Origin of the sequence: Streptomyces sp. NPDC001914 (assembly GCF_042891215.1) — a bacterium.
GTDB lineage: Bacteria > Actinomycetota > Actinomycetes > Streptomycetales > Streptomycetaceae > Streptomyces.
This window is the reverse complement of sequence record NZ_JBIASW010000008.1, coordinates 334573-361091: the sequence shown is the minus strand read 5'-3', so window position 1 is coordinate 361091 and position 26519 is coordinate 334573. Positions and strand designations below refer to the sequence as shown.

The following is a 26519-nucleotide window of genomic DNA, read 5'->3' as shown; positions in this document are numbered from 1 at the left end:
AACCCCTTGTCCCGGGGCGGCGCGCCCGCCCCGTCATGTCACGCACCACCTGCACCAGGAGGCACCCAGCGATGTCGGTCCCGCAGCTCAGCGCCGAGCAACGCGGCGAGGAGATCCTCGCCGTCTTCGACACCGCCTTCGGCGAGCTCCTGGCCGCCGACCCGGCCGCGTTCCGCGTGAAGTTCCGCAAGATGGCGGCTTCCGCCTTCGCGTTCTACCGCGGCACCGCGGCGCTCTTCTACCACGACCTCGACCAGGACCGCCGGGGCGGCCCGTACCTGGACGAGCGCACCTCGCGCGTGTGGATCCACGGCGACCTGCACGCCGAGAACTTCGGCACGTACATGGACGCCCAGGGCCGTCTGATCTTCAACGTGAACGACTTCGACGAGGCCTATGTGGGCCCTTTCACCTGGGACCTCAAGCGCTTCGCCGCCTCCGTGGCCCTCGTGGGGTACGCGAAGGCGCTCAGTGACGAGCAGATCACCGAGCTGGTGCGGGTGTACGCGGCCGCCTACCGCGAGCGCATCCACTCCCTGGCCACCGGCGCCAAGAGCGACGAGGTGCCGCCCTTCACGCTGGACACCGCCGAGGGCCCGCTCCTGGACGCGCTGCGCGACGCCCGCTCGCTGACCCGCTTCGGGCTGCTGGACTCGATGACCGAGATCCGCGACTTCGAGCGGCGCTTCGCCTCGGGCGGCGGCTCCATCGAGCTGGACGCCGCCACCCGGTACAAGGTCCTCGCGGCCTTCGACGGCTATCTGGAGACGCTCCCGGAGTCCTCGCTGACCCGCCCGGACTCCTACCGCGTGAAGGACGTCGTGGGCCGCCGCGGCATCGGCATCGGCTCGGCCGGACTGCCGTCGTACAACATCCTTCTGGAGGGCAACAGCGACGCCCTGGAGAACGATGTGGTGATCTACATCAAGCAGGCCCAGACCCCGGCCGTCTCCCGGCACGTCACGGACCCCGCCATCCGCGGCTACTTCCGGCACGAGGGCCACCGCACGGTGATCTCGCAGCGTGCCCTGCAGGCGCACGCCGACCCGTGGCTGGGCTGGACCGAGCTGGACGGCGCGGGCCAGCTCGTCGCCGAGGTCTCGCCGTACGCGGTGGACCTGGACTGGGGCGACATCGACGACCCCGAGGAGATCGCCTCCGTGGTCGCGGACCTCGGCCGCGCCACCGCCACGATGCACGCCGCGGCGGACGACGAGAGCGGCCACTCGGAGCTGGTGCCCTTCTCCACGGAGCGGGCCATCGACGCGGCCATCGCGGCCGACGAGGACGGCTTCGGCGACCTTCTGGTGGACTTCGCGCACAGCTACGGCGGCCGCGCGCGGACCGACCACCAGATCTTCGTGGACCTGTTCCGCAACGGACGGATCCCGGGCCTTTAGAGCACACGGCCGGCCACGGGGCGTCACCCGCGGCCGGCCCGCCCCACAACGCTCCCGTAACGCACAGGAACCGTCCCTAGGGACTGAGCGGGAGTGAGTCCTGTTGCCAGGACCCGTGCTCAGCCGAACGCCCCGGACGGTGTTGGGCGTTCTGGTTGCCCGCGTTCGCTCCGCGTCCGGGCCGCACGGATCGTGTCCGAGGTCCGGGGATGCGGGGGCGGGTTTCCTCACGCCCCGGGGAGCCCGTTCCGGCCTGCACGGTCCGATGCCCGTACCCATCGCTCTGGTGGGTACGGGGCGGTGCCGTCCGACGCCGGATCGGGTGTCCCAGGGCGCGCCTTCCGATGGCCACGGCGGCAGCGTCGTGCCGGGTGGTGGTGCGTCTGCTGGTGGTGAGGGGTTTCTGCCAGTGCTGGGCGCCCCACTTCGAGGTGTAGGCGGGGTCGACCGCGACCAGAGGGATGCCGAGCTCGGTGGCCATGGAGATCAGACGGGCGCGCAGCCGGGCGATGGGCATGCCGGAGATCAGCTTGCGGAACTTCTTCTGCCGACCGTGCTTCTCCCGGCTGGTCTCCGCGGTGAAGTCGAGATCCTCGACCGCGATGGCGAGACGGTGGCGTCGAGCCCAATGGAGCAGGCGGGTCAGCGCGTGGCGCACCTGTGCGTCACGGTGGTCGGCCGAGCCGGTCAGGTCGTAGGCGAAGCGGCGCGGGGCACCTACCGGGTTGCCGTGCTGGTCCAGCCGCCAGGCTGCCAGGTGGTCGGCGTTGGTGTCGACGCCGACCAGGCCGCCTGCCCGGACGGCGGTCAGGGGCATGGTCTGGGCGGGTGGGATGGCCCAGGAGGCAGTCAGGTACCAACGTTGTCGCTGGACGTCTTCGTGGATGTGGTAGGCCACTGCCCGGTCCGCCTCGACCCGGTCGCGCCACGCCTGGCCCCGGTGCGCAAACGACACCCGCGCGGTGAGGACGTAGCGACTGTGCGGGGCATTGGCGAGATGAGACAGCGGGGCCGGGAGCCTGATGCTGACCTCGCCGTCGGGGCTGATGCGGATGGTCTCGTTGCCGTACCGCTTCCCGGACTCGCCGTCCGCCTGAAGGAACCGGCGCGACGCCTCCCACCCGGCACGCCACACGTCCTCGATGAGGTGGGCCTGTTCCAGGTGGTGGCGACTGTGGAGCAAATGTTTCCCGCCCCGGACCACCCGCACCCGACCGGCCGCCCAGTCGGCCCGCGCCCGTTCCAGCCGGTCCTCCAGCACCCGCAGGCGACGCGTCTTGGCATGCCACTCCCGCCGACTGCGATATCCACCCGCCGTCCGCTTGCTGCCCTTCTCCCCCAGAGGCAGCGCCAGCCGGTGCCGGATCGTGTTCACCCCGGCTTCGAGCTGCCGGATGTGCGCGGCCTGGCCTCGCCGGGCCAGCGCCCACAAGTCATGCGTGGCCTTCGTCAACGATCCCGCCCACCGCGATGACGACAGCCCCGTCAGCTCCCGCTTACGCACCGCCCAGCTTTCGCTGTCGTGGTCCAGGCCAGCCGCGCACCGCGCCTTCAGATCCACTGCCGCCAGCGAACCGAGATGGTCGCCGACCAGCCGCAACACACCCTCGTCCTCGACCGTCAGACCCTTGAGCCGGTCACGGAGCGACACACCCGACGGACCGGGCACCACGAACGACACCCCTACCGCCCGCAGCCCACCCGCATCGCCCAACCCGATCACCCCCGACCCGAACACCCAACGAACAACCCGCCACCCCACTCAACGACCACCACCCGCACAGGTCACCCCTTCGAGACAAGAACTCCCGTTCCCGCCCGCGCTCTCATGCGGACGAACCTCACCGACACTCACCCATCCACGCGAGAACACCCCCATACGCAGTCAAGAGCAACAGTTGCCAACCCTTTAGGGGATGCTTACGGGAGCGCGTGGGAGACTCACCTCTGCTATGGACATATCCGGGACCCAGCTCAGAGCCGCGCGCGCGGCCGTGTTCACGGCTGTCGTCGTGACGCTCTCCGCCGCGTCGCACGTGCTGCTGTCCCGGATGCCGCTGCCGCTGACCACCGTGGCCGCGATCAGCGCCGCCGTCTTCGCCCTCTCCTTCGCGCTCGCGGGCCGTGAGCGCGGCTTCGGCCGCATCGCCGCCCTGCTCGTCCCGCTGGAACTGGCCGCCGACACCGTGTTCACGACCGGCCAGCACGTCTGTTACGGCAGCGCGGGCGGCCCGGTCACGGGCCCGCTGCGCTCGGTCGGCCTCGACGTGCTGTGCGGCGGCGACGTGGGCACCCCGCTGTCCCGGGTGACCGGCGGCGCCCCCGACCGTGCCGCCGCCCTGCTCGCGCACGCCGACCCGGCCGCCGCCTGGCTGCTGCTCGGCGCGCACGTCGCCGTCGGCCTGCTCGCCGCCGCGTGGCTGCGCCGGGGCGAGCGCGCCCTGGACCAGTTCGTCCGCGCGGTGGCCGCCTCGACCTTCCGGCCGCTGCTGCTCGCGGTCGCCGCGGTGACCGTCCGGCCGGCCCCCGCCCGTCCGCTGCCGCGCACCGCGCACCGGCCGGCCGCCGCCCGCACCCGCCTGTTCGTGCACTCCCTGGGACGCCGCGGACCGCCCCTGCCGGCCCTGTCCGCCTGAACCGGCCGGCCCGGGCGACCGCGCGGGAACGGACGTTCCCCGGAACAGCCCTGAGCACCAGCAGTCCCCCTTACGTATTCCGCGTACCACGTCGTGCGCGTCCCCGATGGAGAACACCACTATGAGCAAGCGGAACAGCCAGGCGTCGAAGACGGCGGCGCGCGAGAGGCTGCGCCTGGAGCGCGAGCGCCAGGCCAAGCGCGACAAGGTCAAGCGCCAGGCGATCGTGGCCGGCTCCCTCGTCGCGGTCCTCGCGATAGCGGGCGGCATCGGCTACGCCGTCGTGCAGAACAACAAGCCCTCCCAGTGGGAGGCCGTGGCGAGCGACAAGGTGGTCGCCCCGGCAAACACCACGGGCAAGGACGGCACGACCGTCGTCATCGGCAAGGACACCGCGAAGAAGACCCTGAAGCTGTACGAGGACCCGCGCTGCCCGATCTGCGCCTCCTTCGAGCAGACCGTCGGCCCGACCGTCCAGAAGGACCTCGACGCCGGCAAGTTCAAGATCCAGTACATCGGCGGCACGTTCCTCGACGGCGACTCCGACAAGAGCGGGAAGATCTCGATCGGCTCCCGCGGCGAGGGCTCGAAGAACGCGATGAGCGCGATGGGCGCCGCGCTGAACGTCAGCGACCAGGCGTTCCTCGACTACAAGGCCGCGCTCTACTCGGCGAAGTACCACCCCGAGGAGACGACCGACAAGTTCAAGGACGACGCCTACCTCATCAAGGTCGCGAACACCGTCCCCGCGCTGAAGAACAACGCCAAGTTCCAGGACGCGGTCAAGAAGGGCACGTACGACGCCTGGGCGCTGGCCATGTCCGAGACCTGGAACAACAACAAGGACGGCGTCAACGGCACGCCGAGCCTGGTCATGGACGGCAAGAAGCTCACCGGCTCGGACGGCCAGAACGCCCCGATGACGGTGGCCGACTTCACCAAGGCGATCGACGCGGCCCTCAAGGCCTGAACAGTCAGCACCGGGTGACCTGTGTGACCTATGTGACCTGAGCGGCGAAAAGCAGAAGAGCGGGCGAACTTTTCCAGTTCGCCCGCTCTTGGCTTGTACCGCTCGGTAACCTCATCGCCCGTGACCAGTCGACAGAGATCAACCGACTCCGCGGAAGTCCTCAACTCCCGCGCCCCCCGCCGCCGTACGGTCGTCAAGGCCGCGGCCGCCACCGCCGTCCTCGCCGCCCCGCTCGCGGCCGCCCTGCCCGCCCGCGCCGCCGAGGCGCCCACGTTCCTGCACGGCGTCGCCTCCGGCGACCCGCTGCCCGACGGCATCCTGCTCTGGACCCGGGTGACGCCGACGTCTCAGGCGATACCCGGCTCCGGGCTGGGCCCGGACACCGAGGTGAGCTGGACCGTCGCCCGGGACAAGGCGTTCACCTCCGTCGTCGCCACGGGTTCCACCGTCGCGACGGCCGCCTCCGACCACACCGTCAAGGCGGACATCCGCGGCCTGCAGCCCGCCACGGACTACTGGTTCCGGTTCTCCGCCGGCGGTACCGACTCGCCCGTCGCCCGCACCCGCACCACCCCGGCCGCCGACGCCTCCGTCGCCGGGCTGCGCTTCGGCGTGGTCTCCTGCGCCAACTGGGAGGCCGGCTACTTCTCGGCGTACCGTCACCTCGCGGCGCGCGGCGACCTGGACGCCTGGCTGCACCTCGGCGACTACATCTACGAGTACAAGTCCGGCGAGTACGGCACCCGCGGCACGGTCGTGCGGCCGCACGCCCCGGCCAACGAGATCCTCACCCTCGCCGACTACCGCACCCGGCACGGCCGTTACAAGACGGACCCGGACCTCCAGGCCCTGCACCACAAGGCGCCGGTCGTCGCGATCTGGGACGACCACGAGTTCGCCGACAACTCCTGGTCGGGCGGCGCGGTCAACCACACCGAGGGCGCCGAGGGAGCCTGGTCGGCCCGTCAGGCGGCCGCGAAGCAGGCCTACTTCGAGTGGATGCCGGTCCGCCCGGCCATCGCCGGAACCACCTACCGGCGGCTGCGCTTCGGCAAGCTGGCCGACCTCGCGCTGCTCGACCTGCGCTCCTTCCGGTCGGAGCAGGCGTCCACCGCCAGCGGTTCGGTCGACGACCCGGAGCGCACGATCACCGGCCGCGCCCAGCTCGACTGGCTGAAGTCCGGACTCAAGTCCTCCGACACCACCTGGCGTCTGGTCGGCAACTCGGTGATGATCTCGCCGTTCGCGGTGGGCTCCCTGTCAGCCGACCTGCTCAAGCCGCTGGCCAAGCTGCTCGGACTCCCTCAGGAGGGCATCGCACTCAACACCGACCAGTGGGACGGCTACACCGACGACCGCCGCGAACTGCTCGCGCACCTGCGGTCCAACGCCATCCGCAACACGGTCTTCCTGACCGGCGACATCCACATGGCCTGGGCCAACGACGTGCCGGTGGACGCCGGTACGTACCCGCTGTCCGCGTCCGCCGCCACGGAGTTCGTCGTCACCTCGATGACGTCCGACAACCTCGACGACATCGTCAAGGTCCCCGAGGGCGTCGTCTCGGCCGTCGCCGCCCCGGTCATCCGCGCGGCCAACCGCCATGTGCACTGGGTCGACACCGACCGGCACGGCTACGGCGTCCTGGACATCACGGCCGACCGCGCGCAGATGGACTACTACGTGCTGTCCGACCGCACGAACCCGAACGCGACCTCGTCCTGGGCCCGTTCGTACCGCACACGCAGCGGCACACAGACGGTGGAACGGACGTACGACCCGGTGTAGTCCCCCGGTCCTACAGCGAATCGAGGAAGCCGAGTGCCACCTTCCAGGTGGCCTCGGCCGCCTCGGCGTCGTAGTCCGGCAGGTCCGGGTCGGTGTAGAGGTGGCCCGCGCCCGCGTACCGGTAGATCTCCACGTCGGCTCCGGTTCTCTGCATCTGGAGATACCAGGCGCTCAGCCAGTCGTCCGTCTCGAACTGGTCCGGCTCGGCGACGTGCAGCTGGACGGGAAGCTCGTCCACCGACGCGCTCTCGGCGATGTCCGACGTGCCGTGCAGCAGGAGCAGTCCGCGGGCCTTCTCGTCACCGAGGGCCAGGGTCTGCCCGATCGAGGCGCCGAGGGAGAAGCCCGCGTAGACCAGACCGCGGTCGGAGTAGGGCGCGGCGGCCAGGACCGCCCGCTTGAGCAGCTCGTCCTTGCCGATCCCGTCGCTGAAGGCCATGCCCTCCTCGACGGTCTCGAAGGTGTGCCCCTCGAAGAGGTCGGGGGTCCACACCTCGTGGCCCGCGGCGCGCAGCCGGTCCGCCGCCGCGCGCACCGCCGGCCTGAGGCCGTAGGTCGAGTGAAAGAGCATGATGTTCATGGACTCCATGGTGCCAGCCTGCACCGACAGCGCCGGTCCGGCCGTCCCGCGGGGTGACGGGAGCCGGTCGCCTACGCGCTCCGGAACGAGCCCCTGGGATACCCCGTTCCGCCCCGAGAACACATGTTCATGATGCCGACGGCCGGTTAGCTTCTCAGGCATGGAGAACGTACTGCGCCCGGTGATCGTCGTCGGAGGCTCGGTCGTCCTCACCCTGCTCATCGGATGGTCCGTGGACCGTCTGCTGCGGCGGGCTGACGACCGGCACAGCGAGACCTCCCTGTGGGGTCTGCTCCGCCGCGGCCGTGTCCCCTTCCAGCTCGTCCTGTTCGCTGCCCTGCTCAGAGGCTCCTACGACCAGGTGAGGGTCCTGGTCGAGCACCGGATCGGCATCGGCCGGACCCTGACCCTGATCCTGATCGGCGCCGCCGCCTGGCTGGTGGTGAGCATCGCCACGGCGGTCGTCGAGACCTCGTACAACCGGTACGCCAACGCGCACCGCGATCCGGCCCGGATCCGCCGGGTCCGCACCCAGGTCACGCTGATCCAGCGGGTGGTCACCGCGGTCGTCGGCGTGGTCGCGGCCGCGGCGATGCTGCTCACCTTCCCCGCGATGCGCGCGGCCGGCGCCTCGCTGCTGGCCTCGGCCGGAATCCTCGGCATCGTCGCCGGTGTCGCCGCCCAGTCCACCCTCTCGAACCTCTTCGCCGGACTCCAGATCGCCTTCGGCGACATGGTGCGGCTCGGCGACACCGTGGTCGTCGACGGCGAGTGGGGCACGGTCGAGGAGATCACCCTGACGTTCCTGACCGTACGGACGTGGGACGAGCGCCGGATCACCATGCCGGTCTCGTACTTCACCTCGAAGCCGTTCGAGAACTGGTCGCGCGGCACGCCCCAGATGACCGGCATCGTCTTCCTGCACCTCGACCACTCCGCCCCGGTGGAGGCGATGCGCGCCAAGCTGCGCGACATCCTGCGCGTGCCCGGCCTGGGACGGCCGCGACTACGGCCTCGCCGTGACCGACTCGACGCCCAACACCATGCAGGTGCGCGCCCTGGTCACCGCGAAGGACGCGGACGACATCTGGACGGTACGGGTCACGGTCCGCGAGCAGCTGATCCGCTGGCTGACCGAACAGCACCCGTACGCGCTCCCCCGCGTCAACACCGCCGAGGCGGCGCTGCTCCACGGCCCGAGCGCCCGCGCGGGCCGCACGGAACCGGACGGGGCGGTGTCCCGCCCCCACGCCCGCCACGCCCACGAACCACCCCGCACGGGCCCGGGCCGCGGCTGAGCCCGCGCAGGGCGTCCGGCGCCGGGTGAACGTACCCGGCGCCGGTGACGCGGGCGGCGCCGGTGGACGCGTCGGCGGGGCTCAGCGGAGGCTTCGGACGTCCAGGTGTCTCAGGACGCGGTCCACGATCTCCGGGTCGGCCCCGGGCTCGCTCCGCGCGGACAGCACCTCGTGCCGGGCGGCGCTCATCATCTCCCCCTGGATCCGCCGCATCCGCTTCATCCGCCGCACCCGCTGCAGATGCGCCTCGCGCCGCTCCTCGTCGCCCATGTCGGGGCTGATCCGCACACCGATCTCGAAGGCCCGGCGCAGCAGTTGCTCGGAGACCTCCTCCGGCAGGTCCTCCACCTCCTCGATCTCCCGCAGCCTCCGCTTCGCGGCCTTGGCGGCCCGCACCGCGAGTTCCTTCTCGAAGGCCTTCTCGACATCCTCGTCGGCCCGCACCCCGAGCTTCCTGACCAGCCAGGGCAGGGTGAGACCCTGGAGCACCAGGGTCGCCATGATCACCCCGAAGGCGATGAACACGATCTCGTCGCGGTCGGGGAACGGCGACCCGTCGTCCATCTTCAGCGGAATGGCGAGCGCCAGGGCCACGGAGGCGACCCCGCGCATCCCGGCCCACCACATGACGACGGTCTCGCGCCACGAGGTCGGGATCTCCTCGTCGTAGTCCCGCTTGGCGTGCAGCCGCTTGGTCAGCCAGGTCGCGGGCAGCAGCCAGGCCAGGCGGACGAACACCACCACGACCACGATCGTGGCGGCCCAGCCGAGCATCTCGCCCCAGCGTCCCGCCGCCGTGCGGATCGCGTTGTGCAGTTCGAGGCCGATGAGTCCGAACGCGACCCCGGTGACGAGCGTGTCCACCACCTCCCACACGGTCGCCCCGGCGAGCCGGGTCGCGACGTCGTCGGCGTCGGTGGCGTACTCGGCCAGGAACAGGGCGGTGACGAGCACGGCGAGCACGCCCGATCCGTGCAGCTCCTCGGCCAGCACGTACGCGGCGTACGGCACCAGCAGGGTGAGGCCGACCTGGAGGGGGGCGTCGCCGACCAGCGTCATCAGCTTGTTCGCCGCCCATCCGAGGGCCAGCCCGACGACGAGCGCCACGACGGCGGAGAGCACGAAGTCGAGTCCGGCCCGCCAGGGCGAGAAGGTTCCGCTGACCGCGGCGGCGATGGCCACGTGGTAGAGCACGATCGCCGTGACGTCGTTGAAGAGCCCTTCCCCCTCCAGGATCGACACCAGGCGCCGCGGGAGCCCGAGCTGGCCGGCGACGGCGGTCGCCGCGACCGGGTCGGGGGGCGCGACGAGAGCGCCCAGGGCGAAGGCGGCGGCGAGCGGCAGTCCGGGCACGATCGAGCTCGCGACGGCCGCGACCGCCAGGGTGGTGACGAACACCAGGGCCACGGCGAGCAGGAAGATCGGGCGTCTGTTCGCGGCGAACTGTCTCCACGAGGTGCGGCGGACCGCGGCGTACAGCAGCGGCGGCAGCAGCGCGGGCAGGATCAGTTCCGGCGGGATGTCCACGTCCGGGACGAAGTCCAGCACGGCCAGCACCATGCCGAGCAGGGTCACCAGGACCGGGGAGGGAAGCCCCCACCGCTCTCCGAGCGGGACGCTGACCACGGCCCCGAGCAGGAGCACGAACAGCAGGGCCAACTGATCCACGGTCAGCGCTCCGGCGGGGTCTCGACGATCAAAGGCGAACCAGACCCCAAGCGTGCCACGCGGCTACGGCGATCCCCGGCTCACAGCGCCTTGCGCATCGCGCGGTGCGGCATTCCCGCGTCCGCGAACTCGGGACCGTAGGCCACGTATCCGAGGCGTTCGTAGAACCCCAGCGCGTGCGTCTGCGCGTGCAGGTCCACGGCGGTCAGGCCACCCGCGCGTGCCGCGGCCTCGATGGCCCCGACCAGCGCGGCGCCGACGCCGAGTCCGCGCGCCTCGCGCGTCACGGCGAGCCGTCCGAGCGAGCCGACGGCCGGGTCCCCGCCGACCTTCGCGGCGGCCGCCTCGCCCCGGAGCAGACGCCCGGTGCCGAGGGCTGCGCCGTCCTCGGTGACCGCCAGCACGTGCAGGGCACCGGGGTCGTACGCGTCGTACTCGATGTCCTGGGGGACGCCCTGCTCGCCGACGAAGACGTCCTTGCGCACCGCGAAGCAGGCCTCACGGTCGTCGGCGTGCTCGGCGACCCGCACCTCGTACGCGACGCCCCGCGCCTCGTGGGAGACGCCCGCCGCCGTGTCCGGACCGGAACTCACGCGTTGCTCTCCTCACGGACCTTGTCCAGCGCGCGCCGGAGGTCCTCGGGGTAGCCGGTCTCGAACTCCACCCAGCGGCCGTCCGCGGGGTGCTCGAAGCCGAGGCGCACCGCGTGCAGCCACTGGCGGGTGAGGCCGAGGCGCTTGGCGAGCGTGGGGTCCGCGCCGTAGGTCAGGTCGCCGACGCAGGGGTGGCGGTGCGCGGACATGTGGACGCGGATCTGGTGGGTGCGCCCGGTCTCCAGCTTGATGTCGAGCAGGGAGGCGGCGCGGAACGCCTCGATCAGGTCGTAGTGCGTGACGGAGGGCTTGCCCTCGGCCGTGACCGCCCACTTGTAGTCGTGGTTCGGGTGGCGTCCGATGGGCGCGTCGATGGTGCCGCTGGTCGGGTCCGGGTGGCCCTGCACGAGCGCGTGGTAGCGCTTGTCGACCGTGCGCTCCTTGAACTGGCGCTTGAGCGAGGTGTACGCGTGCTCCGACTTGGCGACCGTCATCAGGCCCGAGGTGCCCACGTCCAGGCGGTGGACGATGCCCTGGCGCTCGGCCGCGCCGGAGGTCGAGATGCGGTAGCCGGCGGCCGCGAGACCGCCGATGACGGTCGGGCCCGACCAGCCGGGGCTGGGGTGGGCGGCCACGCCGACGGGCTTGACGATCACGAGCACGTCGTCGTCGTCATGGATGATCTCCATGCCCTCGACGGGTTCGGCGACGATCTGCACGGGCGCGGGGGCCCCGGGCATCTCGACCTCGAGCCAGGCGCCGCCGTGCACCCGCTCGGACTTGCCGACCACCGAGCCGTCGACCGTGACCTTCCCCGCCGCGGCGAGCTCCGCGGCCTTGGTTCGGGAGAAGCCCAGCATGCGGGAGATGGCGGCGTCGACGCGCTCGCCCTCCAGGCCGTCGGGCACGGGCAGGGTACGGATCTCGGGAATCGTGCTCACCCGTCGAGTATGCCGGACGGCTCGGACACCGCCGGACCACGGCCCGGACGCCCGTGCCCGGCCGATGCCTCCCCGAGGCGTCGTACGGGTCGCGGGACGGCCCGTACGACAGGCCCGGGAGGGGTCAGTCCTTGTGGACCGTGCCGTCCGGGTCCAGGCCCCGGAAGGAGAGCAGCACGATCAGGATGCCGCCGCAGACGATCGCCGAGTCGGCGAGGTTGAAGACGGCGAAGTGCTTGGGTGCGATGAAGTCCACGACCGCGCCCTCGAAGACGCCGGGCGAGCGGAAGATCCGGTCGGTGAGGTTGCCGAGCGCACCGCCCAGCAGCAGGCCGAGCGCGATGGCCCACGGCACGCTGTAGAGCTTGCGGGCGAGCCGGGCGATGACGACGATCACGGCCGCCGCGATCACCGTGAAGATGATCGTGAACGCCTGGCCGAAGCCGAAGGCGGCACCCGCGTTGCGGATCGCCTCGAACCTCAGCCAGTCCCCGAGGACGTCGATGGAGTCGTGGTGCTCCAGCTTCGCCACCACGATCATCTTGCTGACGAGATCGAGGGCGTACGCCAGGACGGCCACCGTGAAGAGCACGGCGATCCTGCGCTTGCCCCGGGGCCGCTCGGCCGGGGCCGGCGCGTCGGCGCCGGACCGGTCGCCGGACGCCGCGTTCCCGCCGGACTGTTCCGGTTCGGCTCCCGCCGCCCCTGGAATCTCCGGCGTACCGATGATGCGCTCCGCCTCTGCCACGTGAGTGAGTCCCTCGACCTAGGTTCCTGACTGAGGACGAGGGTACGTCACACGCTCGCGGGCCCAGGTGCTCAGGAGCACTCCGGGCCGCGAGGCGCCGGCACCCCCTTGCGGCGCCCGGGGTTCAGTGCCTGCGTTCCTGCTTCTGCTTGCACTCGACGCACAGGGTGGCGCGCGGGAACGCCTGCATCCGGGCCTTCCCGATGGCGTTGCCGCAGTTCTCGCAGAGCCCGTAGGTGCCCGCGTCGAGGCGCTCCAGGGCGTGCTCGGTCTGCTCCAGCGTTTCCCGCGCGTTCGAGTTGAGTGCCATCTCGTGCTCGCGTGTGATGTTTTTCGTACCGGTGTCCGCCTGGTCGTCGCCCGCGCCGTCGCCCGAGTCCCGCATCAGGCCCGCCAGGGCCTCCTCGGACGAGGAGATCTCGGCGCGCAGCCGCAGCGCCTCGGACTGGAGCTCCGCGCGGGCCGCCCCGACCTCCTCCGGTGTCCAGGGGTCCTCCCCCGGCCGCACCGCGAGCTCGCCGGGCTCGACCGCGGCGATCCTCGCCTTCGGTACGGCGGTGGCCTTCTTGGCGGCCGTGGCAGCGCCACGGGTCTTCTTCGCAACCACCGTCGTGGCTCCCGTCGTCTTCGCGGCCTCGGCCGCGCCCTGGGCCGCCGCAGCGGCCGTCTTCCTGGCCGTACCGGTGCTCTTCCTCGCCGTGCCCGTGCTCTTCCGCGCCGCGGAGGCGGCGGACTTCCCGGACGCGGTCTTCCCCGCGGCCGCGGCCGCCTTCTTCGCGGTGGTCTTCCTGGCGGCCGTCTTCCGGCCCGCGGCCTTCGTGGACGCGCTCCTGGAGGAGGCCGTCCTCGTCCCGGCCGTCTTCGCCGGGGCCGCCTGCGCGTTCTTCTTCCCGTCCGTCTCCCCGGCCGCCGCACTCGTGGATCTGCCCGACGCCGACTGCTGTACGGCGGTCTTCTTCGCCACCATGGCCGCGGCCCCTTCACATATTGTGATCTTGCTCGCGAATCGTGCTGGGACGATAAATCGACTTCCGGCCCGCGGCAACGGGACCCGGCCACGATTCGCCCGCCACGCGAGCCCCGCGCGGCGAGTCTGCCTCCGTTGTGCCCAGCTCCCCGCCGGGTAATCCGCCGGGACCGGCGTCCCGGGATCCGGACGCGCGCGCCTCGCCATTCGGGTCACCGCGCAGGCCACGGCCGTGACCGGGAAAACCGGTCGGCCGACGGCTCCGGGGCGCCGTACACTGGGCGCAGCGAGAAGCGTGGATGGGGACGAGTAGCGGCGTACGCGGCCAGGAGCGACCCGGGGACGGTGGAAGCCCGGGGGCGAGCGCGACGCGAAGATCACCCCGGAGCCGCCGGCAGAACACCCCTCTGGGGTCAGTAGACCCGGCATCGCGACCCCAATGAGGGGGCTCACCGGCACGAACGGCGTACCGGAGGGCCAAGGAGGGTGGTACCGCGGGAGCGCGCCGCACACGGCGTCCGTCGCAAGACGGCTCTCGTCCCTCCGACGGAAGGCAGAAAGTCCGTTGGAGGAAGCTCGCCGATGACAGCGCCGACGTACCGCCAGGTGCCCGCCCAGGTCGACCTGCCCGCACTCGAGCACGCCGTGCTCGACTTCTGGCGTGAGCAGAAGATCTTCGCCAAGAGCCTCGAGCAGTCCGAGGGCCGGCCGGAGTGGGTGTTCTACGAGGGCCCGCCCACCGCCAACGGCATGCCGGGCGCCCACCACATCGAAGCGCGCGTCTTCAAGGACGTCTTCCCGCGCTTCCGCACCATGCGCGGCTACCACGTGGCCCGCAAGGCCGGCTGGGACTGCCACGGCCTCCCGGTCGAGCTGGCGGTCGAGAAAGAGCTCGGCTTCACCGGCAAGCAGGACATCGAGGCGTTCGGCATCGCCGAGTTCAACGACCGGTGCCGCGAGTCCGTGACCCGCCACACCGACGCGTTCACCGAGCTCACGAACCGCATGGGCTACTGGGTCGACCTCGACGACGCCTACCGGACGATGGACCCCGAGTACATCGAGTCCGTGTGGTGGTCGCTCAAGGAGATCTTCGACAAGGGCCTGCTGGTCCAGGACTACCGCGTGGCGCCCTGGTGCCCGCGCGACGAGACGGGCCTGTCGGACCACGAGCTGGCCCAGGGCTACGAGACGATCGTCGACCCCTCCGTGTACGTCCGTTTCCCGCTCACCTCCGGTCCGCTGGCCGGCCGTGCCTCGCTGCTGGTGTGGACGACCACTCCGTGGACGCTGGTGTCCAACACCGCGGTCGCCGCCCACCCGGGTGTCACCTATGTCGTCGTGACGAACGGCGAGGAGCGGCTCGTCGTCGCGCAGCCGCTCGTCGAGAAGGCGCTCGGCGAGGGCTGGGAGCCCACGGGCGAGTCCTTCACGGGTGCCGAGATGGAGCGCTGGACGTATCAACGTCCGTTCGAGCTCGTCGAGTTCCCCGAGCCCGCCCACTTCGTCGTGAACGCCGAGTACGTGACGACCGAGGACGGCACGGGTCTGGTCCACCAGTCCCCCGCCTTCGGTGAGGACGACCTCAAGGTCTGCCGCTCGTACGGCCTTCCGGTCGTGAACCCGATCCGCCCGAACGGCACCTTCGAGGAGAGCGTCCCGCTCGTGGGCGGCGTCTTCTTCAAGAAGGCGGACGAAAAGCTCACCGAGGACCTCCAGAACCGCGGCCTCCTCTTCAAGCACGTCCCGTACGAGCACAGTTACCCGCACTGCTGGCGCTGCCACACCGCGCTGCTGTACTACGCGCAGCCGTCCTGGTACATCCGCACGACGGCCGTCAAGGACCGCCTCCTGGAGGAGAACGAGGGGACCAACTGGTTCCCGGAGTCCGTCAAGCACGGCCGCTTCGGCGACTGGCTGAACAACAACATCGACTGGGCTCTCTCGCGCAGCCGTTACTGGGGCACGCCGCTGCCGCTGTGGACCTGCGAGGAGGGCCACATCACCTGTGTCGGCTCGCGCGCGGAGCTGTCCGGGCTGACCGGCACCGACCAGTCGGAACTCGACCCGCACCGCCCGTACATCGACGCGGTGACCTTCCCGTGCCCGCAGGGCGGCTGCGGTCTGACGGCGACCCGCGTGCCCGAGGTCATCGACGCCTGGTACGACTCGGGTTCGATGCCGTTCGCGCAGTGGGGCTACCCGTACAAGAACAAGGAGATCTTCGAGAGCCGCTACCCGGCGCAGTTCATCTCCGAGGCCATCGACCAGACGCGCGGCTGGTTCTACACGCTGATGGCCGTCGGCACCCTGGTCTTCGACAAGTCCTCGTACGAGAACGTCGTGTGCCTCGGCCACATCCTCGCCGAGGACGGCCGCAAGATGTCCAAGCACCTGGGCAACATCCTGCAGCCCATCCCGCTGATGGACCAGCACGGCGCCGACGCGGTGCGCTGGTTCATGGCGGCCGGCGGCTCGCCGTGGGCGGCCCGGCGCGTGGGCCACGGCACCATCCAGGAGGTCGTCCGCAAGACGCTCCTCACGTACTGGAACACCGTCGCCTTCCAGGCGCTGTACGCCCGCACCAGCGACTGGGCGCCGAGCGAGGCCGATCCGGCTCCGGCGGACCGTCCGGTCCTGGACCGCTGGCTGCTGTCCGAACTCCACGCGCTCACCGACCAGGTGACGCAGGCTCTGGAGGCGTACGACACCCAGCGGGCCGGCAAGCTCCTGTCGGCGTTCGTCGACGATCTCTCGAACTGGTACGTGCGCCGCTCCCGCCGTCGCTTCTGGCAGGGCGACAAGGCCGCGCTGCGCACGCTGCACGAGGTCGTGGAGACCGTCACGCGGCTGATGGCGCCGCTGACCCCGTTCATCACCGAGCGGGTCTGGCAGGACCTGGTCGTCCCGGTCACCCCGGACGCCCCGGAGTCCGTGCACCTGTCGACCTGGCCCGAGCCGGACCTGTCGGTCATCGACCCGGAGCTGTCGCGCCAGATGGTGCTCGTGCGCCGTCTCGTCGAGCTCGGCCGGGCCACGCGCGCGGAGTCGGGCGTCAAGACCCGTCAGCCGCTGTCGCGCGCGCTGATCGCCGCCACCGGGTTCGCCGCGCTCGACCCCGAGCTGCACGCGCAGATCACCGAGGAGCTGAACGTGAGTTCCCTCGCGTCGCTCTCCGAGGTCGGCGGCTCACTGGTCGACACCACCGCCAAGGCGAACTTCCGCGCCCTGGGCAAGCGGTTCGGCAAGGGCGTCCAGGATGTGGCGAAGGCCATCTCCCAGGCCGACGCCGCGGCCCTGTCCCTCGCCCTGCGCGAGGGCACCGCGTCCGTCGAGGTCGGCGGCGAGACCGTGACCCTGGCCCCGGACGAGGTGATCATCACAGAGACCCCGCGCGAGGGCTGGTCGGTGGCCTCCGACTCCGGCGCCACCGTCGCGCTCGACCTGGAGATCACCGAGGAGCTGCGGCAGGCGGGCCTCGCCCGTGACGCGATCCGGCTGATCCAGGAGGCCCGCAAGAACAGCGGTCTCGACGTCGCCGACCGCATCGCGCTGCGCTGGACCTCCACGGACCCGGCGGTCGTCGCGGCGCTCGCCGAGCACGCCGGGCTCATCGCCGACGAGGTCCTCGCCACGGACTTCGCCCAGGGTGAGGCCGACGGTGCCTTCGGGGAGCCGTTCACCGACGAGGGGCTGTCCCTGGTGTTCCGGCTCCGCAAGGTGTGACGAGGGCAACCCCACCGGCGCCGAGGGCCCGGGACCGCCAGAACCCCTGGCGGCCCCGGGCCCTCGCCGTTCCCGGCCCTCACCGCTCCCCGGGCCCAGCCCTGCGAGGCGGCTCAGGCTCCGCCGTGGTTCCGCCCACTGTTCCTCGCCCCCTCCGCCCCTGCCCTTCCCACCCCTGGGGCTCCGCCCCAGACCCCGCTCCTCAATCGCCGGAGGGGCTGAAATCTGGCCCCGTACCCGAGAGGTGGCCCCTGGGGCTCCGCCCCAGACCCCGCTCCTCAAACGCCGGAGGGGCTGAACTTCCCCGGCTGGGGCTGAAAGCTTCCTCGGCCGGGACTGAGACGTGGCCCGCCGGGCTGGGGCCGCAGGCCGGGTGTGCCGGGCGTTGGGGCTCGCGCGGCAAGAGAGGCCCGCGTGGGCCTGTCGGCGGCTCCTGGGGCCCGTACAGCTCCTTCGTGGGGATGGGAAAAGGGCGGGGCCCCCGGATCTCTCCGGGGGCCCCGCCCTGAATGCTGCCGACGCCTAAGGCGTGCGAGCGGCCGTCAGTTGTCGTCCTCGTCGATGAGGAACCCACGCATCGGCGAGGGCGCCTGCTGCATCGGCGACGGGCCCTGGGGCCGCACCGGAGCCATCGGCTGGGTCATCGCGGGCGACATCTGCTGCTGCCCGCCGTACGACGGTCCCGCCTGCGACGGCGCGCCCATGCCCGGGTTGCCGCCGTAGGACGGCGCACCGGCACCCGCGGGAGCCATCGACGGCGCGGACGCCGCCGGCAGGGAGGCCGCGGCCGGCGTGCGCGGCGGAGCGAGCGAGTCGTCCGCCTGCGTCTCCAGCTGGCGCAGCTGCGACTCCAGGTAGGACTTCAGACGCGTGCGGTACTCGCGCTCGAAGCCGCGCAGGTCCTCGACCTTGCGCTCCAGCGTGGCGCGGGCGGACTCCAGGGAGCCCATCGCGACGCGGTGCTTCTCCTGCGCGTCCCGCTCCAGGGCGTCGGCCTTGGCACGGGCGTCCCGCTCCAGACCCTCGGCGCGGCTACGAGCCTCACCGACGATCTTGTTGGCCTCGGAGCGCGCCTCGGCGATCGCCTGGTCGGCGGTCTGCTGAGCCAGCGAGAGGACACGGGCGGCACTGTCGCCACCGGGACCCTGCTGCGGCATCTGCTGACCGGGGCCGCCCATGGGGCCACCCATCGGACCACCCATCGGACCGCCCATGGGGCCACCCATCGGACCGCCCATGGGGCCGCCCATGGGGCCACCCATTTGCTGCATCTGACCGGGACCCTGGCCCATGGGGCCCTGACCCATCGGACCCTGACCCATGGGGCCCTGACCCATCGGACCCTGACCCATCGGACCCTGACCCATGGGGCCCTGGCCCATCGGACCCTGACCCATGGGGCCCTGGCCCTGCGGGCCGCCCTGGCCGCTGGGGCCGGCGGGCAGCGCGGGAGCACCGCTCGGGAGCTGAGGCGGACCACCCATGGGGCCGCCCATTCCCTGCGGCGGACCCGATATCCCGGCGGGCACGGGAGCGCCGGGCCCACGCATACCCTGCGGCGGGCCCTGCTGGTCCTGCTGCTCGGGCGGTTTGCGCATACCCTGCTGCTGCTGGTTCTGAGCGGCCGCGCGCGTGGCGGCGGCCAGCTTGGCGCGCAGGTCCTCGTTCTCGCGGAGCAGGCGGGTCAGTTCGGCTTCGACCTCGTCGAGGAAGGCATCGACCTCGTCCTCGTCATAGCCTTCTCGGAGGCGGACGGTCGTGAACTGCTTGTTCCGCACGTCCTCGGGGGTCAACGGCATCTCTTCACCTCAACGTAGTCGTCGGCATTCGGCAAGACCGTATCGTTCACATCGCTCACATCAAGTTCTGCGTAAGTCTGATCAAGATGAAGACGATGATCATCAGCACGAAGAAGGACAGGTCAAGCGCCACGCCCCCGAGACGCAGCGGCGGAATGAACCGCCGCAGAAGCTTGAGCGGTGGATCGGTGACAGTGTAGGTGGCCTCCAGAACGACCACCATCGCCTTGCCGGGTTGCCATGAGCGGGCGAACTGGAAGACGTAGTCCATGACCAACCGGAAAATCAGCACGATGAGGAAGCACATCAGCGCGATGTAGAAGACCTGCCCGACCACGCTCATGATCCGTGCTTCCCTCTCCCCTGTTTTCCATACGGTGTTCCGGTCCTGCGTCTCAGCTCTGGTTGAAGAACCCGCCCTCTGCGATGCGGGCCTTGTCCTCCGCCGTGACATCGACGTTAGCAGGCGACAACAGGAACACCTTCTGCGTCACCCGCTCGATGCTGCCGTGGAGACCGAACACCAAACCGGCGGCGAAGTCGACAAGTCGCTTCGCGTCGGTGTCGTCCATCTCCGTCAGGTTCATGATCACCGGGGTGCCCTCACGGAAGTGTTCCCCGATGGTACGGGCCTCGTTGTACGTCCGGGGGTGCAGCGTGGTGATCCGGTACGGCTCTCGTTCCGACACGACCTTGGGCATGATCACCGGGGCGTTCTTCTCCAGGCTCTGACGTTCTTGTGTGATGGACGCCACGGGGGCGATGCGTGCCGGACGTCCGGACTCCGCGGCGAGCGACGCGGAATGCGGCACCGGGTCGCGGGGCGCCGGGGGCTGTACCACTCGTACCGATTCGTCCCTTTGGGACGAGTGCACCTGATGTGACTGGTGCGGCGGTTCGTGCCGTCGCCGGTCACGCTCGGGCTCCGGGTCGAGCTCGGGCTCGAAGTCGTCGTCGGGGTCGAATCCTCTGCCGTCGTACCCATCGTCCTCCACGAGGCCGAGGTAGACCGCCATCTTGCGCATCGCGCCGGCCATGCTCTGAGTCCTCCGCTCTGTGGTGGATCGGCTGACGAATTGCCAAGTGCCCGCGATCCACGAGGTCGTTATGCCCGCATTTGGCGGTAATGACCATATTTTCTGCTGTGGTCCGACTTCTTGGCGACGTTACCGGAGGCCGGGTCGGACTCCGAGTACCGCAGTACCGACGCGTACATGTGTCGCTCCGGCCGCCACAGCCTGTTCGAGATCCGAGCTCATCCCTGCCGAGACCATGTTCGCAGCCGGATGGGCCCGGCGCACGGCAGTCGACAAATCCATCAGCCGCCCGAACGCCTCCTGTTGGCGCCCCGCGTACGCGCCGGTAAGGGGGGCGACGGTCATCAGCCCGTCGAACCGGAGCCCCGGGGACCCCGCGACGAGGTCGGCCAACTCCTCGACCCCGCCCACCCCCACGCCGCCGCGCTCACCGCGGCCGCCCTCCTCGGCGTCCAGCGCGACCTGCACGAGGCACCCCACTTCGCGCTCCGCCCGCACCGCTTCCTTCGAGAGGGCCGTGACGAGCCGGGCACGGTCGACGGACTGCACGAAATCCGCGTAACCGACCACGGAACGCACCTTGTTGGTCTGCAACTGGCCGACAAAATGCCACAACAGGGGCAGATCCGAGCACTCCGCGCTCTTCGGCGCAGCATCCTGGTCCCGGTTCTCGGCCACGTGCCGCACACCGAGTTCGGACAGCATCCGCACATCACTGGCGGGATAGGTCTTGGTGACCACGATCAGGGTCACCTCTTCACGCTTGCGTCCGGCCGCCGTGCAGGCCGCCGTGATGCGTTCTTCCACTTTCGCCAGGTTCGCGGCGAGTTGAGCCTTACGGTCCGTCATGCCCTATCAGTCCAGCCAGACATAACCCGCGAGCCGCCCGGTGGTGCGGTCCCGTCGGTACGAGAAGTGGTCCCCGGATTCGAGCGTGCACACCGGCGACTGCTCCCGGTCCCGCACGCCGAGCCGTTCGAGCTGCGCGTGCACCCCGGCGGTCACGTCGACCGCGGGTGTCCCCCACGTGGTCTCGGAGTGGGCCGCGGGCTCGACGGCCGCGACCTCGGCGCGCATCGCGTCCGGCACCTCGTAGCACCGTCCGCAGACGGCGGGTCCGGTGCGGGCGACGATCCTGGCCGGATCGGCACCGAGTTCCACCATGGCCCGTACGGCCGCGGGAACGACTCCGGCGACCATGCCGGGCCGTCCCGCGTGCGCGGCGGCCGCGACCCCGGCGACGGGGTCGGCCAGCAGGACGGGGGTGCAGTCGGCGGTGAGGACGGCGAGCGCCAGCCCCCGCCGCGTCGTGACGATCGCGTCGACGGCGGGAATCCCCGAGGCGCCCCAGGGCTCCTCGACGACGGCCACGTCCGGCCCGTGCACCTGGTTCATCCAGACCACCCGGGCCGGGTCGAGCCGGAGCGCCTTGGCGGCCAGTTCCCGGTTGGCGCGTACCGCGTCGGGGTCGTCGCCGACCGCCCCGCCGAGGTTGAGCTCCTCGTACGGAACGGCGCTCACCCCGCCCCACCTGTCGGTGAAGGCGAAGTGGGCGCCGCTCACGGTGCTCGCAGCGGAGCGCTGTCCTATCACTTCAGGAAGTCCGGCACGTCCAGTTCCTCGGCCGCGCTGTCCGAGTAGGAGCGGGACGGCGGGACCGGCGGGGACACCGGCAGCTCGCTGACCGGCTCCGGGGCGGGCTCCGGAGCGGGCTCCTTGGGCGTGACGCTGCCGAGCGTTCCGAAGGACGGGCGGCTCTCGGCGGCGCGCGAGGGCACGGGGTCCTCGCGACGGGCCGTGGCCGAGCCGAGGACGTTCTCGCGCTTGGCCGGCGGCTGCCCGCCGTCGAAGCCGGCGGCGATGACGGTGACCCGCACCTCGTCGCCGAGGGCGTCGTCGATGACCGCACCGAAGATGATGTTGGCCTCGGGGTGCGCCGCCTCGCTGACGAGCTGGGCCGCCTCGTTGATCTCGAACAGGCCGAGGTCGGAGCCGCCGGAGATGGACAGCAGGACGCCGCGGGCGCCGTCGATGGAGGCTTCCAGCAGCGGCGAGGAGATCGCCATCTCGGCCGCCGCCACCGCGCGGTCGTCGCCGCGGGCCGAGCCGATGCCCATGAGCGCCGAACCGGCCTCGGACATGACGGACTTGACGTCGGCGAAGTCGAGGTTGATCAGACCGGGCGTGGTGATCAGGTCGGTGATGCCCTGGACGCCGGAGAGCAGGACCTGGTCCGCCGACTTGAAGGCGTCGAGGACGGAGACCTGGCGGTCCGAGATGGACAGCAGCCGGTCGTTCGGGATGACGATGAGGGTGTCGACCTCTTCGCGGAGCTCCGCGATGCCGTCCTCGGCCTGGTTGGCGCGGCGCCGGCCCTCGAAGGTGAACGGGCGGGTGACCACGCCGATGGTGAGGGCGCCCAGCGAGCGGGCGATGTTGGCCACGACGGGCGCGCCGCCGGTGCCGGTGCCGCCGCCCTCTCCTGCCGTCACGAAGACCATGTCGGCCCCCTTGAGGACCTCCTCGATCTCCTCGCGGTGGTCCTCGGCGGCCTTGCGGCCGACTGCCGGGTTGGCTCCGGCCCCGAGGCCGCGGGTGAGTTCCCTGCCGACGTCGAGCTTGACGTCGGCGTCGCTCATCAACAGCGCCTGCGCGTCGGTGTTGATGGCGATGAACTCGACGCCCTTGAGACCGACCTCGATCATCCGGTTGATGGCATTGACACCACCGCCGCCGACACCGATGACTTTGATGACTGCGAGGTAGTTCTGCGGTGCTGCCACGTCGAAGGCCTCTCGCCTCGAGTTACGTGTCGTCGCCTCGCACGCTCGCGATCCGACGACTGATGCCGAATGGGACGGTCCGAACGCCGACCCGAACCCTAACGCTGAAGTTTAGGGTTACCAGTGTGTCTGTTCCTTGGACTCTTCCGAACAGGACACTAAGTCGACAAGTGGCGCGCGTTCAACGAACACGCCGAACCTCCCGTTTTTCTTTTCACCCTATGTGATCAGGCCGAGCACTGCCCAACCAGGGTGCTGGCCTGCACTGATGCGAGTCAACTGCCCGACGATGCGGGGGCCGTGGGGGCACTTACGTCGAAGTGCCGGGCCCCGGAATCGGCTTTCATGAGAGCAAGGAGCGTCCTGGCCTTCGCCGGACCCTTCTCCGCGCTGCCCCACTCGACGGTCCGGCCGCCCCCCAACTCCAGTGAGACGGCGTCGTAGGAACGGACCTTGACGGTACGGGTGTCACGGGCGACCCGGTCCGGGATGTCCCCGGCGATCCGCACCGCCTCGCGCACGAGCCGGTCGGCGGGGAAGCGGCGCGCCGCGGCGCCCTTCGACACCGCCAGTTCCAGGACGGGCACGCCCTTCGGAGCCTTCGAAACCGTGGCGAACCGGACGCCCTCGACGTCCACTTCGACGAATTTCGCGCCTTTCCCGATGATGAGGACCGGGGTCCGTTCGGTCACGCTCAGAGCGATTCCGTGCGGCCAGGACCGGACGACCTCGACCGAGTCGATCCGGGGCAATTGCCTCAGCAGCCGCGCCTCGATGGCGTCCGTGTCGACGGAGACCAGCGGGGACCCGACCGGAACGCCGGCGGCTTCGCGCACCTGCGCGGGGGTCAGCACCCGCGTCCCGGAGACGGACACGCGTTCCGTGCGCAGCCAGGAGGAACCGTAGAGGATCCACACCGCGGCGGCGCCGGCCAACACCACGGCGAGCAAAAGGATGATGAGCCTACGAAGGCGGCGGAGCCGCCCGGCGAGGGGCGGCCGGGGCGGGCCGGACTCCAGCTTCTGCCGTTCACCGCGCTCGGCGGTACTCGGTCCGGCCACGCTCCCTGCCTTCCCTCATGCGTTCCTAGTGGCGACGCGAGGCGATCGCCTCGTAGACCATGCCGACGAGCAGGTCGTCGGCGTCGCGGCGGCCGAACTCGCTGGCGGCGACCGACATCTCGTACAGGCGGTGCGGGTCGGCGAGCACGGGCAGCACGTTCTGCTGCACCCACTGCGGGGTCAGCTCCGCGTCGTCGACGAGCAGTCCGCCGCCGGCCTTGACCACCGGCTGGGCGTTGAGCCGCTGTTCGCCGTTGCCGATGGGCAGCGGGACGTAGGCGGCGGGCAGTCCGACGGCGGAGAGTTCGGCGACGGTCATCGCGCCCGCGCGGCAGAGCATCATGTCGGCCGCGGCGTACGCGAGATCCATCCGGTCCACGTACGGTACCGGGATGTACGGGGGCATTCCCGGCATCTGGTGCACCTGCGGCAGTTCGTTCTTCGGGCCGACCGCGTGCAGGATCTGGATCCCGGCCTGCTGGAGGTACGGAGCCGCCTGCTGGACCACCTCGTTGAGGCGGCGGGCGCCCTGCGAACCGCCCGACACGAGCAGCGTCGGCAGGTTCGGGTCGAGCCCGAACGCGGCGCGTGCCTCGGGCCGTACGGCGGCCCGGTCGAGGGTGGCGATGGTGCGGCGCAGCGGGATGCCGATGTAACGGGCCCCGCGGAGCTTGCTGTCGGGCGTGGAGACGGCGACCTGGGCCGCGTACCGCGATCCGATCTTGTTGGCCAGTCCGGGCCGGGCGTTGGCCTCGTGGATGATGATCGGCACGCCGAGGCGCTTGGCCGCCAGGTAGCCGGGCAGGGCCACGTAGCCGCCGAAGCCGACGACCGCGTCCGCCTTGGTCCGCTCCAGGATCTGCTCGACGGCCTTGATCGTGCCGCGCAGCCGCCCGGGGACGGTGATCAGTTCGGGAGTGGGCTTGCGCGGCAGCGGTACGGCCGGGATCAGCGCCAGTTCGTAACCGCGCTCGGGTACGAGCCGGGTCTCCAGGCCCCGTTCCGTGCCCAGGGCCGTGATCCCCACGGTGGGGTCCTGCCTGCGCAGGGCGTCCGCGAGGGCGAGCGCGGGCTCGATGTGGCCGGCGGTCCCCCCGCCGGCGAGTACGACATGCACCGAAATTCACCGCTCTCCGGACGAACGCGCCGCAGGGGCACGCCGTCGCATCGTGTTCCATCTCCGGGGCCCCGCGGCCCTTGCGGACTCTCTCACCGGACCCCGCTTTCTGCCAAAGCGGGGTTGCCGCATCGCGAGAGCCGCCCGCGCAGCGGGATCGTCACGCGCGAACGCGATCAGCAGCCCGATGGCGAACATGGTCGGCAGCAGGGCGGAGCCCCCGTAGGAGAACAGCGGGAGCGGGACACCGGCGATCGGCAGCAGACCGAGCACCGCACCGATGTTGATCACGGCCTGGGCCGTGATCCAGGTGGTCACGCCTCCCGCGGCATACCTCACGAAGGGGTCCTCCGTGCGTCCGGCCACGCGGATACCCGCATAGCCTAGAGCCGCGAAGAGAGCGAGCACCGACAGCGTCCCCGCGAGGCCCAGTTCCTCCCCAGTGATGGCGAAGATGAAGTCGGTGTGCGCTTCGGGCAGTTGGCCCCATTTCTCCACGCTGGCACCGAGGCCGGAGCCGAAGAGCCCGCCGGAGGCCAGGGCGTAGATGCCGTGCACGGCCTGCCAGCAGGTGTCGTGCGGCCCCGGCTCGGTCGCGCCGATGCAGGCCAGCCTGGACATGCGGTTGGGGCTCGTCTTGATGAGCAGGAAGCCGATCGCGAGGGCGACGGAGAGCACGCCCACGAACAATCGGGTGGGCGCTCCGGCCAGCCACAGCAGCCCGAACAGGATGGCCGTGAGGATGATCGCCGTTCCCATGTCGCCGCCGAGCATGATCAGGCCGAGCAGCATGAAGGCGGCGGGCACGAGCGGCACCAGCATGTGCTTCCACTGGGTCAGCAGCCGCTTGTCCTGTTTGCGGGCGAGCAGATCGGCTCCCCAGAGCACGAGCGCGAGCTTGCCGAACTCGCTGGGCTGGATCTGGAACGAGCCGCCCAGCGAGATCCAGTTCTGGTTGCCGTTGACCGAGAGCCCTATCCCGGGCACCTGGACCAGGACCATCATGAAGACGGCGCCGGCCAGGATCGGGTAGGCCAGCGCCCGGTGCAGCTTCACCGGCATCCGTGAGGCGGCGAACAGCAGCACACCGCCGATCAGGGCGGCCAGGGCCTGCTTGCGGAAGAAGAACGACCCGGGCAGCGAGAGCTGGAGCGCCGTGATCTGCGAGGCCGAGTAGACCATCACGAGGCCCAGCACGGTGATCAGCAGACTGCCGCCGAGGATCAGGTAGTACGCGGTCAGCGGCCGGTCCCAGGCCCTGCGGGCACGCAGGTACAGCCGGCGTACGGGGTTGTCGCGGGGCGCCCCCGCGGCGGCGGGCCGGCCGGCCCGCCGCACGGGCGGGCGGCCGGTGCGGCTAGCCGGCATCGGAGTCTTCGGTCCACAGCGATGTCACGCGTCCGTCCC

22 protein-coding genes and 1 pseudogene are annotated in these 26519 nt (G+C 70.9%); 7 read left to right on the top strand and 16 right to left on the bottom strand.

The features are described from left to right. Nucleotides 1-71: 71 nt before the first annotated feature. Nucleotides 72-1400: a DUF2252 domain-containing protein gene (locus ACFYYF_RS24295; RefSeq protein ID WP_388779026.1), complete on the top strand. Its 1329-nt coding sequence runs from the start codon at nucleotides 72-74 to the stop codon at nucleotides 1398-1400. Nucleotides 1401-1476: 76 nt separating this feature from the next. On the opposite strand, the gene ACFYYF_RS24290 is transcribed toward ACFYYF_RS24295, so the two are convergent. After that, entirely contained in the window at nucleotides 1477-3081 is a 1605-nt protein-coding gene (locus tag ACFYYF_RS24290) for an IS200/IS605 family accessory protein TnpB-related protein (protein ID WP_388779211.1), read from the bottom strand. A gap of 271 nt (nucleotides 3082-3352) precedes the next feature. Here ACFYYF_RS24290 and ACFYYF_RS24285 point away from each other — a divergent pair, with 271 nt between their 5' ends. The 3 genes from ACFYYF_RS24285 (at nucleotide 3353) to ACFYYF_RS24275 (ending at nucleotide 6794) form a co-directional block, all read left to right on the top strand. Then, entirely contained in the window at nucleotides 3353-4036 is a 684-nt protein-coding gene (locus ACFYYF_RS24285; protein ID WP_388779024.1) for a hypothetical protein, read from the top strand. A gap of 121 nt (nucleotides 4037-4157) precedes the next feature. Next, nucleotides 4158-5006 carry a thioredoxin domain-containing protein gene (locus tag ACFYYF_RS24280; RefSeq protein WP_388779022.1) on the top strand — a complete coding sequence of 283 codons (849 nt, stop codon included), beginning with the start codon at nucleotides 4158-4160 and terminating at the stop codon, nucleotides 5004-5006. A 120-nt stretch (nucleotides 5007-5126) separates the two neighbouring features. Continuing rightward, on the top strand, nucleotides 5127-6794 hold the full coding sequence (locus tag ACFYYF_RS24275) for an alkaline phosphatase D family protein (protein ID WP_388779019.1): 1668 nt from the start codon (nucleotides 5127-5129) through the stop codon (nucleotides 6792-6794). 10 nt (nucleotides 6795-6804) lie between these two features. Here ACFYYF_RS24275 and ACFYYF_RS24270 read toward each other — a convergent pair whose 3' ends face one another. After that, complete coding sequence (locus ACFYYF_RS24270) at nucleotides 6805-7374, bottom strand: dienelactone hydrolase family protein (RefSeq protein ID WP_361686206.1); 570 nt, start codon at nucleotides 7372-7374, stop codon at nucleotides 6805-6807. 160 nt (nucleotides 7375-7534) lie between these two features. Between ACFYYF_RS24270 and ACFYYF_RS24265 the strand changes: the two are divergent. Next, nucleotides 7535-8672: pseudogene (locus ACFYYF_RS24265) on the top strand (mechanosensitive ion channel family protein). A gap of 81 nt (nucleotides 8673-8753) precedes the next feature. On the opposite strand, the gene ACFYYF_RS24260 reads toward ACFYYF_RS24265, so the two are convergent. The 5 genes from ACFYYF_RS24260 to ACFYYF_RS24240 all read right to left on the bottom strand — a co-directional run bounded on the left by ACFYYF_RS24260 (nucleotide 8754) and on the right by ACFYYF_RS24240 (nucleotide 13229). Next, nucleotides 8754-10340 (bottom strand): Na+/H+ antiporter, encoded by a 1587-nt coding sequence (locus ACFYYF_RS24260; RefSeq protein ID WP_388779016.1) that lies wholly within the window; start codon nucleotides 10338-10340, stop codon nucleotides 8754-8756. A gap of 80 nt (nucleotides 10341-10420) precedes the next feature. Continuing rightward, nucleotides 10421-10870: a GNAT family N-acetyltransferase gene (locus tag ACFYYF_RS24255; RefSeq protein WP_388779209.1), complete on the bottom strand. Its 450-nt coding sequence runs from the start codon at nucleotides 10868-10870 to the stop codon at nucleotides 10421-10423. Between the two features lie 59 nt (nucleotides 10871-10929). Beyond that, the gene (locus ACFYYF_RS24250) at nucleotides 10930-11874 is read right to left on the bottom strand and encodes an RluA family pseudouridine synthase (RefSeq protein ID WP_388779013.1); all 945 of its coding nucleotides are present in this window, start codon (nucleotides 11872-11874) and stop codon (nucleotides 10930-10932) included. 124 nt (nucleotides 11875-11998) lie between these two features. Beyond that, the gene (gene lspA, locus ACFYYF_RS24245; protein ID WP_361686194.1) at nucleotides 11999-12622 is read right to left on the bottom strand and encodes a signal peptidase II; all 624 of its coding nucleotides are present in this window, start codon (nucleotides 12620-12622) and stop codon (nucleotides 11999-12001) included. A gap of 124 nt (nucleotides 12623-12746) precedes the next feature. Next, nucleotides 12747-13229 carry a TraR/DksA family transcriptional regulator gene (locus ACFYYF_RS24240; protein ID WP_388779010.1) on the bottom strand — a complete coding sequence of 161 codons (483 nt, stop codon included), beginning with the start codon at nucleotides 13227-13229 and terminating at the stop codon, nucleotides 12747-12749. Between ACFYYF_RS24240 and ACFYYF_RS24235 the strand changes: the two genes are divergently transcribed. Further along, nucleotides 13198-13749 (top strand): hypothetical protein, encoded by a 552-nt coding sequence (locus ACFYYF_RS24235; protein ID WP_388779007.1) that lies wholly within the window; start codon nucleotides 13198-13200, stop codon nucleotides 13747-13749. The genes ACFYYF_RS24240 and ACFYYF_RS24235 overlap by 32 nt on opposite strands. 422 nt (nucleotides 13750-14171) lie before the next feature. Continuing rightward, entirely contained in the window at nucleotides 14172-17315 is a 3144-nt protein-coding gene (gene ileS, locus ACFYYF_RS24230; RefSeq protein ID WP_361686185.1) for an isoleucine--tRNA ligase, read from the top strand. Nucleotides 17316-17857: 542 nt separating this feature from the next. On the opposite strand, the gene ACFYYF_RS24225 is transcribed toward ileS, so the two are convergent. The 9 genes from ACFYYF_RS24225 to ftsW form a co-directional block, all read right to left on the bottom strand. Next, nucleotides 17858-19114 (bottom strand): DivIVA domain-containing protein, encoded by a 1257-nt coding sequence (locus tag ACFYYF_RS24225; protein WP_361686182.1) that lies wholly within the window; start codon nucleotides 19112-19114, stop codon nucleotides 17858-17860. 55 nt (nucleotides 19115-19169) lie between these two features. Continuing rightward, a complete protein-coding gene (locus ACFYYF_RS24220) occupies nucleotides 19170-19457 on the bottom strand; it encodes a YggT family protein (RefSeq protein ID WP_339128866.1) in 288 nt (95 codons plus the stop codon). A 52-nt stretch (nucleotides 19458-19509) separates the two neighbouring features. Then, on the bottom strand, nucleotides 19510-20151 hold the full coding sequence (locus ACFYYF_RS24215; RefSeq protein WP_361686179.1) for a cell division protein SepF: 642 nt from the start codon (nucleotides 20149-20151) through the stop codon (nucleotides 19510-19512). A gap of 129 nt (nucleotides 20152-20280) precedes the next feature. Continuing rightward, complete coding sequence (locus ACFYYF_RS24210; protein ID WP_388779004.1) at nucleotides 20281-21000, bottom strand: YggS family pyridoxal phosphate-dependent enzyme; 720 nt, start codon at nucleotides 20998-21000, stop codon at nucleotides 20281-20283. A gap of 6 nt (nucleotides 21001-21006) precedes the next feature. Continuing rightward, nucleotides 21007-21744 (bottom strand): peptidoglycan editing factor PgeF, encoded by a 738-nt coding sequence (gene pgeF / locus ACFYYF_RS24205; protein WP_388779001.1) that lies wholly within the window; start codon nucleotides 21742-21744, stop codon nucleotides 21007-21009. Further along, complete coding sequence (ftsZ, locus tag ACFYYF_RS24200; protein WP_365492077.1) at nucleotides 21741-22934, bottom strand: cell division protein FtsZ; 1194 nt, start codon at nucleotides 22932-22934, stop codon at nucleotides 21741-21743. Before ftsZ ends, pgeF begins: the two co-directional genes overlap by 4 nt. A gap of 275 nt (nucleotides 22935-23209) precedes the next feature. Beyond that, nucleotides 23210-23995: a cell division protein FtsQ/DivIB gene (locus ACFYYF_RS24195; protein ID WP_388778998.1), complete on the bottom strand. Its 786-nt coding sequence runs from the start codon at nucleotides 23993-23995 to the stop codon at nucleotides 23210-23212. Nucleotides 23996-24020: 25 nt separating this feature from the next. Further along, entirely contained in the window at nucleotides 24021-25112 is a 1092-nt protein-coding gene (murG, locus tag ACFYYF_RS24190) for an undecaprenyldiphospho-muramoylpentapeptide beta-N-acetylglucosaminyltransferase (RefSeq protein ID WP_361686164.1), read from the bottom strand. 6 nt (nucleotides 25113-25118) lie between these two features. Further along, nucleotides 25119-26480 carry a putative lipid II flippase FtsW gene (gene ftsW, locus ACFYYF_RS24185; protein ID WP_361686161.1) on the bottom strand — a complete coding sequence of 454 codons (1362 nt, stop codon included), beginning with the start codon at nucleotides 26478-26480 and terminating at the stop codon, nucleotides 25119-25121. Between the last annotated feature and the right edge of the window lie 39 nt (nucleotides 26481-26519).